The following is a 16,980-nucleotide window of genomic DNA, read 5'->3' as shown; positions in this document are numbered from 1 at the left end:
GGATTGCCTTTCACCATTTTTCGGTTTTTGGATTGAGGCGAATACACTATCTTTAGGTGGTAGTTCCAATAGTACAGGTGACTTTTGGCACCCGGTGATTAGATCGGGAGTACGTGCAGGGAGAAATTAGTTAATTGTTGAAATTTGAAAACTAGTCAGCTTACGGTCTTATATGCCTTGGTAGGGATTCTCTTTCTGGGCTTGGGGTTCCTTTGGAACCAAATTTCGGAAAACTCCTATGTCCCCTCAGCAGGTGACCAAGAGGAAACCTTCTTGGGCCCCGCTCAGGAAGCTCCTGGGCCCAGGGTATCGATTTTTAAATTGCCAGAAAAGCTGGATTTTGCGGGCGAGTCGGTTCCCCTGCATCAGCCGGACGTGTATGAGCGACTGGAGCGGGAGCTGTATGTCAATGCCTACTGGGAGTCGAATACGGTACTGATGATGAAGCGGGCTGGAAAGTTCTTTCCGGAAATCGAGCAGGTATTGCGGGAAAATGGGATTCCGGATGATTTTAAGTACGTGGCGCTGATTGAGTCCGGACTGATGAACGTCGTGTCTCCGGCAGGGGCGAGGGGTTTTTGGCAGTTTATGCCCAGCACCGCCAAAGAATTTGGGTTGGAGGTGAGCAGCGAAGTGGACGAGCGGTACCACTGGCGAAAAGCGACGGTAGCTGCGTGTAAGTACCTGCGTTCTGCCTATGGGCGTTTTGGCAGTTGGACCAATGTCGCTGCCAGCTATAACATGGGCATGGCGGGCCTAAACCGACGAATCAACGAGCAACAGGTACCTGACTATTACGACCTGTACCTAAACGAAGAAACCAGTAGGTACATGTTCCGTATTTTGGCCATGAAGGAATTATTTTCGCGCCCGTCCCACTACGGGTTTGAGCTGCAGGCATCGGACCTGTACAAGCTTCCCAATTACCGGGAGGTGGAGGTAACGGCCCCCATTTCGAATTTAGCTACGTGGGCTATTCAGCATGGAAGTAACTACAAAGAAGTCAAGCTACACAATGCTTGGTTGAGATCCACTAAATTGACTGTGGGAAGGGGAAAATCCTACACCATCGAACTTCCCTTATAGCGGTTTCCGATTCCTTTGCTCCTATCAAAAAATTGACGCGACATGTAGAGATGAGATAAATTTGAATTATATTTCTCCTGCAATTTATCTCTAAATCAATTCACTACATGAGGCACCTTCACATTGTGTTGCGGCTGGCGGTCGTATTCCTAGCCGTTGTTGCTGTGGTCTATTTTAGTTTGCCTTCCCTCGTCAACCTGTACCTGAGCAAATACGGGGAGCGAATTGTCCGGGACATGATCACCCGGACCTCCGATTTTGCCGGTCACGAGGTGCATTTTGGGGATATCCGCATCGACTATGATTTTTTTGGTTCGGTGCTTCGGTTGAGGGATGTGGCCATCAGCCCGGGTGAGGTGGAAAGTGATAAAGACAAAATCCGGTTTACCCTAAACCTGAAAGAGGCCAACCTTACCGGGTTTCGATGGGTAGATGTTTTGCTCGACAATTCCATCCGTTTGGACTCGGCGCATTTGGAGGAGTTGGTGTTGGAAAGCTCGACACCTCCTTTGGAGAAGCTGGAAATCGGAAACACCGAAGCAACGGAACGGAAGGGAAAGGACTATGACCGCATATCCGTAAATCATATCCGCGTCAATAAGCTGAATTTTTTCAACAAAGACAGTTACACCGATTCAACCAGATTAAGTCTACACGATTTGTTTGTGTTCGCAGATGAATTTGTGTTTACAAATGCGCATTTGACCGATCGCCGCGCTTTGTTTGACGTCGCATTCATACAGGGCTATATGGCTGAGGCAACGGTTCACCTCAACGATTATCGAAATGCAATCAGCGCCAAAGACCTATCCTTTGATACAGATGAAAGGCATTTGATCATCGAAAAGGTTTCGTTTATTAATAAATTGGAAAAGTACGCCTACATTCGGCAGTTTGAAAAGGAAACCGATTGGATGGCGCTCCATCGGGGGAGATTGCAGCTGTTGGGAATTGATTTGGCGGGGTATTTTGGTTCCGGCACCTTGCATGCTGAAAAGCTCTTGATCACCGATCCAGAATTGGAAGTGTTTCGGGACAAGCGCCGACCGGACGACAGGGAGAAACGTCCTAAGATGATCCATGAGATCGTGAAGTCCATCGATGTAGGCGTAAAAATCGACACCATCGCCGTGGAGAATATGCGAGTCTCGTACGAGGAACGCCCCGACAACGACGCCCCACGATCCGGAATGATCTATTTCGATCAGGTACACGCTACCCTGTATCCCTTTACGACGTATAAAGAAGACTTGCACCAAAATGATACGTTACATATGTCCGCGGAGGCTAGACTCATGGGTCAGGGAAAAATTACCCTCCATGGCAGGTATTTTTTACGCGATGACAAGGGAAGATTTACCATGCAAGGAAGCGTAGGGGGATTTGACCTGAGGGCGATAAACGCCATGGTGGAACCGGCTACCCGGGTGGCGCTGAAGGGCGGGCGGCTGACAGACTTGCATTTCAATATTTCGGCAAACGATTATGATGGGTCGGGAGAGTTGATTGCCAAGTTTCAGGATCTGGAGATTGAGATTTTGGACAAGAATTTTGGCCATGACCAGAATATGTTTCAGCGTATAGGGTCTTTTTTGGCGAATAAATTGGTGATTAAGTCACAGAACCCCACGAAGCGGGGGGAATTAAAAAAGGGCGCGGTTTACCAAGTTCGGGATCAGCGTAAATTTATTTTTAACTATTGGTGGCAGCTAGTACTCAGCGGGCTGAAATCTACGATCACCGGCGATTCGGAGGAAGAACTACGGGAGAAGGCCCGCAAGAACTAATTTGAGTCCCGACAGAACCAAAGCCTACTAGGGGAAGTTTAGTAGGCGTTATTGGCCAAATCTCCGAATATGTGCTAGTTTTGCAGGTTCGCCGATCACCACGGGATCTAATCAAGTATGACTGAAGAAAACGTACTCACCGAGGAATTAATAGAGATTTTTGGTGCGCGGGAGCACAATCTCAAAAACATCGACTTAAGCCTGCCCCGGTACAAGCTGGTGGTAATCACTGGAATAAGCGGTAGTGGAAAGAGCTCTTTGGCATTTGATACCATTTATGCCGAAGGACAGCGCAGGTATATGGAGAGTTTTTCGGCTTATGCCCGTTCTTTCTTGGGCGGTATGGAACGGCCCGATGTGGATAAGATCAACGGTCTGTCTCCGGTGATATCCATCGAACAGAAGACGACTTCCAAAAATCCACGTTCCACGGTAGGGACGGTCACCGAAATCTACGATTTTATGCGGCTTCTCTATGCCCGCGCAGGAGAAGCTTTTTCCTACTTGACGGGACATCGGATGGTGCGGCAGACAGAGGATCAGATCGTGGAGCAGCTCTTTCAGCAATTTGGTGGCAAGAAGCTGTATTTGCTGGCACCTGTGGTCAAGGGTAGGAAGGGGCATTATCGCGAGCTCTTTGAGCAGGTGCGTAAGATGGGGTATTCCAAGATGCGCGTGGACGGCGTGGTAATGGATCTGGTACCCAAGATGCAATTGGACCGGTACAAGATCCACGATATAGAAATAGTCGTAGACCGTATCGTGGCAGATGAATCCGATCGGTACCGCATCGTTCAGTCCTTAAAGACCGCCCTAAACCTGGGAAAGGGGATCATCATGCTGCGAGACGAAAGTGGTGCGGTGTACCATTTCTCCAAATACCTGATGGATCCCGAAACAGGCCTCAGCTACGACGAGCCTGCCCCCAATAACTTTTCCTTCAACAGTCCCTACGGGGCTTGCCCTACCTGCAATGGGTTGGGTATCATCGAAGAGATTACACGGGAAAATATTATTCCCGATCCGGAGCTGAGTATCAGCCGTGGAGGCATTGCACCACTGGGAGAGTACCGGGATATTTGGATCTTCAAGAAGATAGATGCCATCTTAAAGCGGTACAAGGCTAGCATTTCCACGCCGATCAATAAACTAAGTGAGGAGGTGATACAAACCCTCTTATACGGCGATAAGATGGAAGTGGAGGTGGATTCTGTCAAATACCCCGGCACCACGTGGAACACAACCTTTGAGGGTATCATTCATTTTCTCCAAAAGCAACAGGAGGGCGGTTCGGATAAGATCCAAAAGTGGGTGGCGGATTTTACCACTTCCCGTACTTGTCCTGATTGCGACGGGTACCGGCTTAAGAAGGAGTCGCTGCATTTTAGGATAGCGGGCAAGCATATAGGTGAGCTTGCGGTAATGGATATTTCGGCGCTCTCGGATTGGTTTTCCAATGTGGAGAGCCGCATGACCGAAAAACAACGTTTGATCGGTGTGGAAGTATTGAAGGAAATTCGCAAGCGCATAGGGTTTTTGTTGGATATAGGCCTGAGCTACCTGACGCTCAACCGACCGCTCCGCACGTTGTCAGGGGGGGAGGCACAGCGAATCCGGTTGGCTACCCAGATTGGCACGCAGCTAGTGGGCGTGTTGTATATTCTAGATGAGCCCAGCATCGGCCTGCATCAGCGGGACAATGTCAAGTTAATCAAGGCATTGCAGGATCTGCGTGATTTGGGCAACTCGGTGCTGGTGGTAGAACACGATAAGGATATGATGCTGGAGTCGGACCACCTTGTGGACATAGGGCCTGGAGCGGGTCGGCATGGAGGACAGGTAGTAGCGAGTGGCACGCCTGCTGAGATTCTGAGGCTGGACAGTTTGACAGCCAAGTATCTCAATGGCGAGAAGCAGATTGCGGTGCCCAAAAAACGCAGAAAGGGCAATGGAGAAGCATTGGTTTTAAAAGGCGCCACCGGGCACAACCTGAAGCATGTTTCGGTTTCCTTCCCGCTTGGGACGATGATTTGCGTCACGGGAGTTTCTGGATCGGGCAAAAGTTCGCTGATACACGAAACGCTGTACCCGCTGTTAAATCAGCATTTTTATCACTCGAAGAAGGAGCCACTTCCTTACAAGAGCCTTCAGGGTTTGGAACATTTGGACAAAGTCATCGAAGTAGACCAATCGCCCATTGGCCGCACTCCCCGATCCAATCCCGCTACCTATACGGGTGTTTTTACCGATATTCGGGCCCTATTTACAGAATTACCGGAATCCAAAATCAGGGGGTACAAGCCCGGAAGGTTCTCCTTTAACGTAAAGGGGGGTCGCTGTGAAGATTGTGAAGGAGCGGGGATGAAGCTTATTGAGATGGATTTTCTTCCCGATGTGCACGTGCCCTGTGAGACGTGTAAGGGTAAGCGCTATAACCGGGAAACGCTCGAGGTGCGCTTCAAAGGCAAGAGCATCTCCGATGTGCTGGATATGACCGTGGAGCAGGCAGTGGAGTTTTTTGAAAATCAGCCCAAGATACTCCGAAAAATCCAAACCCTCTTTGAAGTAGGGTTGGGCTACATCACGCTGGGGCAGCACGCCACCACCCTCTCCGGCGGAGAAGCTCAGCGCGTGAAGCTGGCCACCGAGCTCTCCAAAAAGGATACGGGCAAGACCTTTTACATCCTCGATGAGCCTACTACAGGGCTGCATTTTCAGGACATCGAACACTTGCTGGAGGTGTTGAACAAGTTGGTGGAAAAGGGCAATACTGTCCTGATCATCGAACATAACCTCGATGTGATCAAGGTTTCTGATTACATTATTGATCTGGGGCCCGAAGGAGGGTCAGGGGGTGGTGAAGTGCTTTTCAGCGGCACACCGGAGCGTTTGGTCGGTCATTCCAGGAGCCACACAGCCAGATTTTTAGCGCAGGAATTGGCGAACGCCGCGGAGACAAAGGACTAGGAAGTGTTTTTAAGAACGATTGTTAAGATTAGGTTAAATTTCAGAATATTATTTTAAAATTTGATAACTCGTTTCATGAGCTGAGGTAGTATTATTTAAGTCAATTTTGCAGCGGAAAAATAGTTGACTTACTTAATCTTACTACTATCATGAAAAAGATTTTCCGGGTTATGTTGTCTTTCACGTTGGGAATCCTTGTTTTAGGGGCCTGTACGGAAGACGAGCAGCCAAACAATTCAGTATCCATTACGGGGATTCCCGCCACAGCGGTAATCGAAGCCGGGCAAGCGGTAGGTCCGGTGACCGCGCAGATCCTTGCTCCGGATGGGCTGGTTTCCGTGGTAATTAGAAAGGACGGAACAACTTTGGAATCGCTTCCTTTTACCGGTGAGACTGCGGTCAGCCATGAATTTTCCTATACATCTACCGAAGCAGATGCCAATAGAAACATTGTCTTTGAATTTGTAGCCACAGACAGCAACGGTGATACGCAGACGGTAACCCACGTATTGACGGTGGGAGATGTTGCCAGCGTGATTCGGTTGACTTCCAACATCACCGAAGATGCGCTATGGGAGACCGGTAAAACCTATGTGCTGGGGGGAAGAATCGCAGTTACCGCCGGGGCAACACTCACGATTGAGCCGGGTGTGATTGTGAAAGGAGAAGCGGGTTCAGGCCCCAATGCAACTGCATTGATCATCGCAAGAGGAGCGAGAATAGACGCTCAAGGGACGGAAACACAACCCATCATATTTACCTCCGTGGCCGATGAGATTGAGCCTGGAATGATTTCGAGTCCCAATCTGGATCCGGATATCGACGGTTTATGGGGAGGATTGTTGATACTCGGTAATGCCAGCAGTTCGTTTGCAGGAGATGTTACCGAAGTGCAGATCGAAGGGATTCCGCCCTCAGACACTAACGGACTTTACGGAGGCAGCGATCCGGAGGATGACTCAGGAATATTGAAATTCATCTCTATCCGACACGGCGGTGCCAATATCGGGGAGGGTAATGAAATCAATGGATTGACCCTGGGAGGTGTAGGCTCTAAAACCATTATCGAAAATATCGAGGTAATAGCCAATCAGGACGATGGAATAGAGTGGTTTGGTGGCACGGTAAGTGTGAAGAATGCAATCGTATGGAACTCCGGTGACGATGCGTTGGATACCGATCAGGCGTGGTCTGGTACACTGGACAACTTTATTATCCTATGTGGTTCGAATACTGACCACGCGTTGGAGATTGATGGGCCTGAGGGTTCTTTCAATGGAGCCCATACACTGACCAATGGCACCATAAGAGGACATGCTGCCGCTGAAATGGGAGACTTTAGAGACGGTGCAAGAGGTACCTTCCAAAATATCTACTTCTATGGTTTTGGCAGCCCATCTGCCACGGAGGGTCGGGGAGACCTTTCCATAAGCGGCGATGCAAGCTTGGCAAATTTTCAGAGCGGTGTCCTGAGTTTCGAAAGTCTAGAGGTTACGTTGGCTGAAGGAGCAACGCTTACGGATGTGTTTCGAAACGGTACCCATGCGCATGGCAGTGAAGTCCCCTTAGGGGAGAATACCGTCGGAGCTGATAAGGCTGCTTTTCAGGGTTGGTCCTGGGCGGCTGTTGCCGGTCAACTGGACGATTTGTAATTATTGAAGTACAATCCATTTTTTGGAAGGGGTGTATCCTCACCCCTTCCCTTACTTTTTTAGCTATCTGCTGTATTACTAAACAAAACATAATCCATGAAAAAAATTGTCACAAGCTGGTTAGTACTGGTATTGGCATTGCTTACCTTTTCAGCTATAGCGCAGAACGGCGTTATCAGAGGGTCTATCTACGATGAGCGCTCCGGAGAGCCGCTTTTCGGTGTTGCCGTTTCGGTGGTCGGCACGCAACTTGGCGCCGTCACCGATTTTGATGGGGATTTCGAGCTTCAATTGGCTCCCGGCACATATACCCTTCAGGCTTCCTTTATTTCATTTAATACGTTGGTATTAGAAGGGGTGCAGGTCACCGACGGGCAGGTTACGATCTTAGATAATCTGAAGCTTACCGAATTTACTTCTGACCTAGAGACCGTGACGATCTCTGCCGAGGCTATCCGAAGCACGGAGGCCGCCCTGATGACGGTGAAACGAAACGCCGCTCAGCTGATGGATGGGATCTCCGCGGCCGCATTTCGGCAAATGGGCGACGGAGACGCCGCCTCCGCAATCAAGCGGGTAACCGGGGTATCGATTGAGGGTGGTAAGTATGTGTATATCCGAGGATTGGGAGATCGGTACACAAAAACCATCTTGAATGGGGTGGATATCCCCGGATTGGATCCCGATAGGAATACTATACAGATGGATATCTTTCCGACAAACATCATTGACAATATCGTTGTCTCCAAGTCCTTTACCAGCAACTTACCCGCCGACTTTACCGGTGGAGTCGTGGATATAGAGACGAAGGATTTTCCGGAGGAAAAAACCATGCGCTTTTCGTTGAGTGGAGGCTTTAATCCCTCTATGCACTTCAAATCCAATTTTTTGCGTGCAGGTAGGAGTTCCACAGACTTCTTGGGGTTTGATAATGGCTACCGGGAGATTCCCACCAAAGGGATATCCGATATTCCGCAGTATGCGGAGGTAGTCGGTAATCCGGGTGGTGAAAGGGGTCAACTTTACCAGCGAATTCTTCGGGATTTTAATCCCGAATTTGGCGGACGAACCGAGCGAAACCTGATGAATATGGGCATGGGCTTCTCTTTGGGGAATCAGCTGGCCATAGGTAGTCATAAACTTGGCTACAATGTAGCGCTGACTTACAAGAATAGCTCCGAATTTTTCCAAAATGCGGAATATAATCTCTATGCCAAGCCAAGGGAAAATAATGTGACCGAGCTGGAGCCTTTGGAGCGGTCACGAGGTAGTTTCGGTGTGAACAACGTACTGCTAGGAGGCATGTTTGGACTGGCCTACAAAACCGATCAGTCAAAATACCGGTTAAATCTTATCCGCCTACAGAACGGGGAATCCAAAGTGGGTGTATTTGATTTTGAAAACACCAACCTGGGAGCTGTCTTTGAGGCAGACCAGTATAATATCGAATACAGCGAGCGCTCGCTGACCAGCCTGATGATCAACGGCGCCCATTTTCTGACAGGCGGAAAGTGGGAAGTAAATTGGAAGGTGTCTCCGACCCTTTCCACCATGGACGACCCGGACGTGCGTGTACTCCGGTTCAGGAGGCCCAATCAAACCATTTCCTCTGAAGTTGGCCTGCCACAGCGGATATGGAGATCGCTTGAGGAACAAAACCTGGTAGGCAAGGTGGATTTGACCAATAGCCATTTGTTGTTTGGCAATCAGGCAAAATTGCGGTTCGGAACCTCCTATGTGTACAAAGACCGGGATTTTTTGATCAACGATTTTCAGTTTTCCACCGGAAATACCGTTTTTACGGGAGATCCGAATGAAGTACTTCGGGAGGAAAATCTTTTCTCAGCGTCAAACCGAAATGGCGTCCGGTACAGCCCGCTGTTTATCCCCAGTAACCCAAATAGTTTTCAGGCCAACCTGACCAATCTGGGAGTTTATGTACACAGCGAGTTCTCTCCGATACCGAAGTTGAAAGCGATCGTGGGTGTCAGGGCCGAGAAATACGATCAATACTATACCGGATCCAATCAGACCCAAACGATCGTCTTTGTCAATGAGCGCGTACTGAATGACCTGGATCTGTTTCCGACCATAAACTTGATCAATAGCCTACAGGAGAACCAAAATGTGCGCCTCTCGTTTTCGAGGACGATCGCACGTCCATCCTTTAAGGAAATGTCCTTTGCAGAGATCCTGGATCCCATTACCGGAAGAACCTTTATAGGCGGCTTGTTTCCGGAGACCACCAATGGGGGTACTGAGGTTTTGTGGAATGGGCAGCTAGAAGCCACCCGTATCAACAATTTTGATCTGAGATGGGAGAAGTTCATGCCGGCAGGTCAATTACTGTCAGTGAGTGCCTTCTACAAAACCTTTGACAAGCCCATAGAGATGGTTCAATTTCTATCCGACCCGGGTGCTTTTCAGCCTCGAAATGTGGGCAATGGCACCGTGGCAGGCGTGGAGTTGGAAATTCGAAGATCCTTGGCATTTGTTGCACCCAAGCTAGAGAACCTGTTTTTTAGCTTCAACGGGACATTGACCGAATCACGTATTCAAATGTCCGCTTCCGAGCTCCGTTCCAGGCAGCTAACGGCTAGGGAAGGGCAACAGATCGCGTCCTACCGGGACATGGCAGGACAGGCCCCTTATATCATCAATACGGGGATCTCCTTTAACGATTTTGTCGCTGGCCTGGAAGCGGGCGTTTTTTACAATGTGCAGGGTTCTACCTTGAATTACATCGGATTCGGTAACCGAACCGATACGTACACGGTTCCTTTTCATTCCGTAAACATCAGTGTAAACAAAACATTTGGCAAAGATGAGCGGATGCAAACCGGCCTGAACATACAAAACCTGCTAAATCAATCCAGGCAGGAGGTATTCCGTTCTTATCGGGCGGCTGATCAACTATTCTCTAGCCTAAACCCCGGTACGTTGATTAATTTCAGCCTTTCCTACGCATTATAGACCTCAGATTGCCCATGTTCCAACTAACCCCTGTAAACACAGGGGTTATTTTTTTGTTTTGATGTTAACAAATTGTTAACTTTAGATAACATTAAAATAACGTGGTTGGAAATGCGCGCTTCTTTGTTTTGGATGTGTCTGTATATGGTGACGGTTTTTTCGATGGCTGGTGGGAGTGCGACTTTTGGCAGGCATTTGGATAGGCCGGAGGTGGCTGCCAAAAGCCTGGTGGCGGCGTGGATTGATGAAAGTCAGTCCTTTGCTAACCTGTATCGAAAATTGGAAAAGGACTTTGTCCGATTTGGGAGGTCTGAGCGAATGGTGCGTGCCATTTTTTTCCGCTCCCATGCGGTGATTTTTCACGAGTACCAGCAATACACGCTGGAGTCAGATGTGTTGAGAGAAGGGCTTTACGATTGCGTAAGCGGGTCGCTTATCTTAGCGGCATTGTTGGAAGCGTTCGGTTTTTCTTATGAGGCGATAGAGACTTCCTACCACGTGTTTCTCCAGGTATCCGTAAATGGGGAGGTGTTGTTGCTGGAAGTGACTGACCCCCGGTACGGGTTTATCACAGAGACAGAAGAACTGCAACATTATCTAGAGTCTTATGTCACCACCGACTCTGGCTCCCTCTTTTGGGAACCGATAGACGGGTCAGCTTCTTTACCGGAGGTATATCAGCCCATCGCGCTTAGGGAGCTTTTGGGATTACAGTATTACAATCAAGCCGTCCGGTATCTCAACAACGGGAACCCCTTGGCAGCGTATCAGTTTTCCGCGACAGCCCTCAAGTACTACGACTCCGAGCGAATACACGCCCTTTCCGACTTTTTGAGGAAGGAGTTGGCTAAATTCAATTCTATCAACGGATAACTTTGATTCATTTTTGAAAAGTCATAACAATACGACAGGCCAATTTTCTACGACAAAGCAGTAGTGAAAAATACCAATGCACCTTATGCACGCGACTATCTGATTGAAAAAGAGAGCGAATAATAGGGGACTTCAATGGTGGCGATTTTAGGGATAGGGCATCCCAATGCCTCGCTGAGCATATTTTAAAGACCTCTGTCCAATACGTCATAGGCTTCAATGCTCTTGTGAATAAAGAAGGCTTTAAATTGAATTTTCAATTTTTAGATTTAAAACACCTTTCGGAGAAGCTTTTGGGGGTTTCGGGATTTTGAATAATTTGAATATCAGGGATTTTTTCCGTTCTCCTAAAAAGGCAGTCAAAAAGTTCGGAGAGAAGTTCGGAGAGAAGTTTGGAAGATGTTCAACTGCAAGATATAATCGATGTTTGACAGGTTTGGCAATTGGTACAGCTGCCCTTTGTGGGCTTTCATTATCGTTTAACCCGGCAGAGCAAGCAAAGACGACAGCTTAAGTTCTTCCAAATGAAAACTATATCCGAACCTAATCTTGATTTTTTTTCCGGAAGCTAACCTGGTACTCACGATTACCCAGTTCATAGTGATGTAACCAACCTGTCAATTTTTCTCCATTTTCAGATAGCTGTCCGACAAACAATACCTTAAAATTGATGTTTTTCATTTCCGCACTCGTTTCAACATAATTATTTCCGCTGTAGATTACAGCTGGCATAAAGTAAGACTCCCCATTTAAGTAGATTCCAGACATTTCATGATATATATCATGTGGCTGAAAATAAACTTCCAATGGGATTTTTTCCTCGGATTCAATAGATAATGTACCTAACCAATGTCCGTGCAACTCAGAATATAATGGAATACTACTATCGCTACTTATTTCCGCACTTACCTTAGTCATCATGTTATCTCTTAAAATAGCCCAACTATCTTTGTAGTCAGGCCTAAATCGCTCAACTTCTTCCTCTTTAACACCAAGCGCTTTCAATAGCTTTTGACTTCCATAAGAATAAAACTTATATTTTGTTGGAGGACTGATCACTCTATCACTGTAGTGGGATATTAAATTAATTGTTGCAGATATGATGGGATTTAAAGCTTCTAATTGATTTCGGCTATTTTCCATAAGCATTCTTGCATCCAACATACCAAATATCTCCACATCACTAACGATAAATTCTTCGATATTTGTTGAATTAAACATTCTTTTAATCCTTTCAGTGCCCATGTTAATTTCACTCATATAGGCAATAACCATCCTGAGTTGAAACTCCATATCATACACCTCATTTGGCAAGCCCTGCCGATTTCCACTTAAAAGCCCATGATAAAAATGAAATACCCAAAGTCTCGACTCCAAATTATCGGGAAAATTAGAAATTTCACCGGAAGCAAGGAATTCTATAGCTCCAGGGAACCAAAACTCAGCTCTGGAAAATTCGCCTTCCGCATATCCCCGTTGAATAACTTTAAGATTTTGGCTATTGATTTTTTGCTGCCTTTTTCTCTGCTCTTCAAAGCGTGTAAATTCTTCTTGTCTTTCTTTTTCCACTATGTTTTGTTCTCTCAATAAAAGTTGATCAGAAATAACCTCGACAGCAGGATCATCGGTCAATACCGATGATAAATATGTTTCTTCAATTTGTTTTAATTCCCAGATATCTTGACTTTTCTTAATTTTCAAAATAATACTTTCCGAAATGTCACTGACAATCTGAGTTTTTTTCCATTCTATTTCGGCGAATAGTTTCTTGATGAGATCATGGTCCCGAAAGAAGTGGTAATTGTCATTTGCCAAACTATACAGATCATTTATCTGGTCAATACCATTCTCATTGAGTACAATATTTTCTACCTTATCCATTTCAACAAGAATAAGAGAATTCAATACTTCATTTGTCTTCTTATTGATGATTTGATCAGCTTGCTGTTTTACCGATATTTCTGCTTTTAGAAAAAGGTCTGCATAATCTAATTTAAATTTCAGCAACTTTTGCAGGGTAAACAACGATTTTTCTAATCCTAATAATGACTGTGATTTGGCCAACAGAGTTTTATTTGCAAGTTCGAATTCTTGCTGTTCTATAAGATTAGATAAATAAACCAACTCAGAATCCATTAAAATCTTATATTCTGAGTTCAATAGGCTTTTGTAGTCATTTAGTTCTGAGAATGTCAATATCTCGCTATTTAAGGCCATAATTGTTTGATCATACCCCATCCGTATCGATCGCATCTCTTGAATATGTTGAACCGCTACTTTGTAGGAATTTTCTTGCAGAAAAACCTGCCCCATGTAGTGACTCAGTCTTCCCACGCTTTCTCGTGGCTTTAAAATAGTAGCATTCCCTCCTCCAACTTTGAGTTTCGGCCTGCATTGATTGATCCTATGTGCTATTTGCTTTTTTTTAGATTTACTGATTTTATCAAATGGCTCATTAAACACCGGGATAAAATATTTATCTGAAAGAAGATTATATTTTATTCGATCGTGTGTTTCACTTCCAATTTTCAATTGTTTGAAGTCAATGTCCGGAAATTCGAGTTCCACACTTTGGGTCCATTCATCCAGTTTTTTGCAGTTTTGTGCATGTAAAACATTGAAAATTGATATGCTTACAAGAAGAAGTGTTTTTACGAATGATTTCATTGCTAATTCCGGTAAGAATGTCTCGAAAACCTATTAAATTGTTGATAACTGTAATTCCCCCTAGTTAAAAAGAGAAATAATCCATAAAACAAGTATTACTAACCCAGCATAAATAGCCCATTTCACTACAAATCTTAGGAAAACCAGTACTGGCTTATACTGCAGTAATAGCCAATGTGTGAGAAAGTATGAACCAAAACCAATTCCCAATTTAGCCCAAACGCTTAAATCTAAGGGCTCAGTGAATAATAAATAAAAAAGGAAAATCATTACAAGAAATGCTAAAAAATCAGCAAAGTTATTGAGCTTCTGCTTTTCTGTTAACGGCTCTTTTGGAGTAATTGGATCCTTTATGTTTTCAACACTAGTTCCCTTTCCTTTAGTCCCACCACTATGAGAAGTTTTATTGTCTACTATCTTTCCCCCTGTGCCATAACAATGAACACATCTTTCATACCTAGTTACAAAACTATCCTCCCCCGGACTATGATTTTGTCTAGGAATTGTATGAGGGACTTCTCCTCGGCCAAAACAGAACATACATCGTTCCCACATAATTTATATTTTCTGAATTAGGCATTTTGTAAATGATCAAAATCTACCTATATTGCTCTTAAACACGGCTTCTATGGAAAAAAGGTATAAGAGTCTCTCCATATTTGAGTTTCAGGAGAAGTTTCCCTCCGACAGGGAGTGCTATAAGTACTTGGCGGAGCTGAAGTGGAAAGAGGGATACATCTGCAAGAAATGTGGCAACACCTCCTATTGTAAGGGCATTAAGGAATTCGACAGGCAGTGTACCCGATGCTGTAGACTGGAATCTCCGACCTCGGGCACACTGTTCCACCAGTGCAAATTCCCCATTCTCAAGGCGTTTTACATAGTCTATTACATTTCCACCAGTAAAAACGGGATCAGCAGCTGCGAGCTTAGCAGAAAGCTCGAACTGAGGCAGAAAACCTGCTGGCTATTCAAGCAGAAGGTGATGAAGGCGATGGAAAGTAGTGGAAACTACCCCTTGGTAGGTACGGTGGAGGTGGATGAAACCTACGTGGGAGGCCAGGATGACAAGGCAATAGGCAGAAACGAAGGGAAAAAGAGGATCGTGGTAGTCGGGATCGAAAAGGTGCGGGGAGGTGTGTCACGTTGGTATGGCAGGGTGATCGAATCGGCGTCCAAGGCCAATCTGGGCAGCTTTATGAGGGACCATATAGCGACAGATGCGCAGGTGAAAACGGACTGCTGGGCCGGTTACAAAGGGATGGAGAAGGAATTTCCCAACCTAGTGCGTGAAAAGTCGGGCAAAAAGGGGGAGAATTTTGGTGCTATGCACCGTGTGATTATGATGTTCAAGGCCTGGGTTAGGGGAACCCACCATTCAGTGGTGGCCCTGCAACCGTATATCAACGAATATACCTACCGGTTTAACCGGCACATGATGAAGGAGGGGATATTCGAGAATCTGGTTGTGAGGATGCTGGCACAGCCGCCCTACCCCTACAAAGCCTTTATTTATTAAATGTCTAATTCAATATATTTTTTTATATATAAATACCTACCGAAAATTCCTTTAATATTTTATAAATGTTTTCAAGTGAATTATTTTAAACATAAAATATTGATATATATTGGATTATTTGAGATAGATTTATCTACTTTATAAATATCATTCTATCCATGTGACTTCACTTCGCTTAATTACCCAAACATTATTTTCCTTTTTTAATATAGCTTCTCCACCTTGGTATCCAACTCTAAAGTCAAACCTAGCCAAGTTCAGATCTTTATTAAAAATAATAGAATAAACAAGGGGATGCGTTTCAATATGCCAATGTCCTCCCCAATGTCCATAAAGAATCGGAATAAATGGTCTTATCCTATTGTAACGTTTCTCAACCTCATCCAAAGGTAAGCCACGGTTCATTTTATAAGGTTCCTTCGATTCGATTATTTTTACACCTAAGAAATAGTTTAATGATTTTTTATACTCTGGAGTTAAATATAAAACCTTACCATCGTTCATTGACAGTGGGGGCCTAAAATTGCTGATTGAGTCTATGTAATAAATTTCTCTGGTCTTACTGAAATCATCGAAGTTGTCGGCCGTTGTAATCGAAAATATTATTTTATTTTGAACAGCAACATATTTGCTGTTAACATTAAGCTCATTACCTCGCTCCCAATTTCCGATTTTTAATAAATCGAGTGGTATAAAAAATGCTCTATACGAGTCGAACACTGCTTTAATAGTGTCATTTTGACCTACAAACGCCTCGGTATTTGCTTGGATAGTTTCATTCCAATCCAAAAAGAATTGGCTAAACATGGGCTGGGAGTTATTTTGAAAGGCTAACTCAAGTTTTGCGGATAGAATGCTATCCGAATAGATCGGACCGTGCTCAGCATCTATTTTTTCGAACCTGTTTGGTCTGCTTTTCAATAAAAGCTGTACAAAAAGGAGCATTACTATGAAAAAAAGATATTTTTGATGTGTACAGATCATTTTTGCGTCTATATCAAATGTTGTTTTTGATTTGATGCAAATAGGGAAATTTTGCTTCGAAAGACCCCTGCGCCAATACGTCTATTTTTAATTCTAAATGACTTTCTTTCACTAGAATTGGAGTCTACTAAAACTAAACAGATAGGATAAAATCCTTTGCAAAAATACCCCTTATCAGTTTTTATTATAAGTGGTGAAACCAATAGCCCTATTTAGGTTTGCAATTAAAACATTTAAAAATACAAATTATTATTTACCAATCAAATGACTAACGTGTTTTTTCCTGGCAGGTTTTCTGACCCATTCATCCATATATGCTCGCTTGATTCCAGCGGTTCAGGGGCAATTCTATTAAGTTAGGGTATTGTGATTGGAATTCCTTTCGTTGAAAGCGGGTTTTTTTCGCTTTTGGCTGTTGGTGGTCAATTTTCGGGGCATAGTCTTCCCTTTCCCACGGATATGGGACCAATTT

Annotated in this window: 10 protein-coding genes; 7 read left to right on the top strand and 3 right to left on the bottom strand. The window is 45.1% G+C overall.

What is annotated here, in order from left to right:
- The first annotated feature begins 144 nt into the window (after positions 1 to 144).
- The 6 genes from IAQ59_RS18125 (at position 145) to IAQ59_RS18100 (ending at position 11,338) form a co-directional block, all read left to right on the top strand.
- A complete protein-coding gene (locus IAQ59_RS18125) occupies positions 145 to 1,086 on the top strand; it encodes a lytic transglycosylase domain-containing protein (protein ID WP_209332265.1) in 942 nt (313 codons plus the stop codon).
- A gap of 107 nt (positions 1,087 to 1,193) precedes the next feature.
- The gene (locus IAQ59_RS18120) at positions 1,194 to 2,873 is read left to right on the top strand and encodes a DUF748 domain-containing protein (protein ID WP_209332264.1); all 1,680 of its coding nucleotides are present in this window, start codon (positions 1,194 to 1,196) and stop codon (positions 2,871 to 2,873) included.
- Positions 2,874 to 2,990: 117 nt separating this feature from the next.
- Complete coding sequence (gene uvrA, locus IAQ59_RS18115; RefSeq protein ID WP_209332263.1) at positions 2,991 to 5,840, top strand: excinuclease ABC subunit UvrA; 2,850 nt, start codon at positions 2,991 to 2,993, stop codon at positions 5,838 to 5,840.
- A 149-nt stretch (positions 5,841 to 5,989) separates the two neighbouring features.
- Positions 5,990 to 7,492: a hypothetical protein gene (locus tag IAQ59_RS18110; RefSeq protein ID WP_209332262.1), complete on the top strand. Its 1,503-nt coding sequence runs from the start codon at positions 5,990 to 5,992 to the stop codon at positions 7,490 to 7,492.
- Positions 7,493 to 7,588: 96 nt separating this feature from the next.
- Entirely contained in the window at positions 7,589 to 10,465 is a 2,877-nt protein-coding gene (locus IAQ59_RS18105) for a TonB-dependent receptor (protein ID WP_209332261.1), read from the top strand.
- Between the two features lie 111 nt (positions 10,466 to 10,576).
- Positions 10,577 to 11,338 carry a hypothetical protein gene (locus tag IAQ59_RS18100; protein ID WP_209332260.1) on the top strand — a complete coding sequence of 254 codons (762 nt, stop codon included), beginning with the start codon at positions 10,577 to 10,579 and terminating at the stop codon, positions 11,336 to 11,338.
- A gap of 543 nt (positions 11,339 to 11,881) precedes the next feature.
- On the opposite strand, the gene IAQ59_RS18095 is transcribed toward IAQ59_RS18100, so the two are convergent.
- A complete protein-coding gene (locus IAQ59_RS18095) occupies positions 11,882 to 14,005 on the bottom strand; it encodes a hypothetical protein (RefSeq protein ID WP_209332259.1) in 2,124 nt (707 codons plus the stop codon).
- Between the two features lie 60 nt (positions 14,006 to 14,065).
- Positions 14,066 to 14,560 (bottom strand): hypothetical protein, encoded by a 495-nt coding sequence (locus IAQ59_RS18090; protein WP_209332258.1) that lies wholly within the window; start codon positions 14,558 to 14,560, stop codon positions 14,066 to 14,068.
- A gap of 73 nt (positions 14,561 to 14,633) precedes the next feature.
- On the opposite strand from IAQ59_RS18090, the gene IAQ59_RS18085 reads away from it, so the two are divergent.
- Positions 14,634 to 15,524, top strand: coding sequence for an IS1595 family transposase (locus IAQ59_RS18085; RefSeq protein WP_209332257.1), 891 nt, complete (start codon positions 14,634 to 14,636; stop codon positions 15,522 to 15,524).
- 147 nt (positions 15,525 to 15,671) lie between these two features.
- On the opposite strand, the gene IAQ59_RS18080 is transcribed toward IAQ59_RS18085, so the two are convergent.
- Positions 15,672 to 16,331 carry a hypothetical protein gene (locus IAQ59_RS18080; protein WP_209332256.1) on the bottom strand — a complete coding sequence of 220 codons (660 nt, stop codon included), beginning with the start codon at positions 16,329 to 16,331 and terminating at the stop codon, positions 15,672 to 15,674.
- Positions 16,332 to 16,980 lie beyond the last annotated feature (649 nt).

This window comes from Lunatimonas salinarum, from assembly GCF_017811155.1.
In the GTDB taxonomy this organism is placed as follows: Bacteria; Bacteroidota; Bacteroidia; order Cytophagales; family Cyclobacteriaceae; genus Lunatimonas; species Lunatimonas salinarum.
This window is presented reverse-complemented; position numbering and strand designations above follow the sequence as displayed.

Coding starts and splice junctions, on each gene's coding strand:
- IAQ59_RS18120 (WP_209332264.1), top strand. CDS start 1,194: ATGAGGCACCTTCACATTGTGTTGCGGCTGGCGGTCGTATTCCTAGCC.
- uvrA (WP_209332263.1), top strand. CDS start 2,991: ATGACTGAAGAAAACGTACTCACCGAGGAATTAATAGAGATTTTTGGT.
- IAQ59_RS18110 (WP_209332262.1), top strand. CDS start 5,990: ATGAAAAAGATTTTCCGGGTTATGTTGTCTTTCACGTTGGGAATCCTT.
- IAQ59_RS18105 (WP_209332261.1), top strand. CDS start 7,589: ATGAAAAAAATTGTCACAAGCTGGTTAGTACTGGTATTGGCATTGCTT.
- IAQ59_RS18100 (WP_209332260.1), top strand. CDS start 10,577: ATGCGCGCTTCTTTGTTTTGGATGTGTCTGTATATGGTGACGGTTTTT.
- IAQ59_RS18095 (WP_209332259.1), bottom strand. CDS start 14,005: ATGAAATCATTCGTAAAAACACTTCTTCTTGTAAGCATATCAATTTTC.
- IAQ59_RS18090 (WP_209332258.1), bottom strand. CDS start 14,560: ATGTGGGAACGATGTATGTTCTGTTTTGGCCGAGGAGAAGTCCCTCAT.
- IAQ59_RS18085 (WP_209332257.1), top strand. CDS start 14,634: ATGGAAAAAAGGTATAAGAGTCTCTCCATATTTGAGTTTCAGGAGAAG.
- IAQ59_RS18080 (WP_209332256.1), bottom strand. CDS start 16,331: ATGTTTAGCCAATTCTTTTTGGATTGGAATGAAACTATCCAAGCAAAT.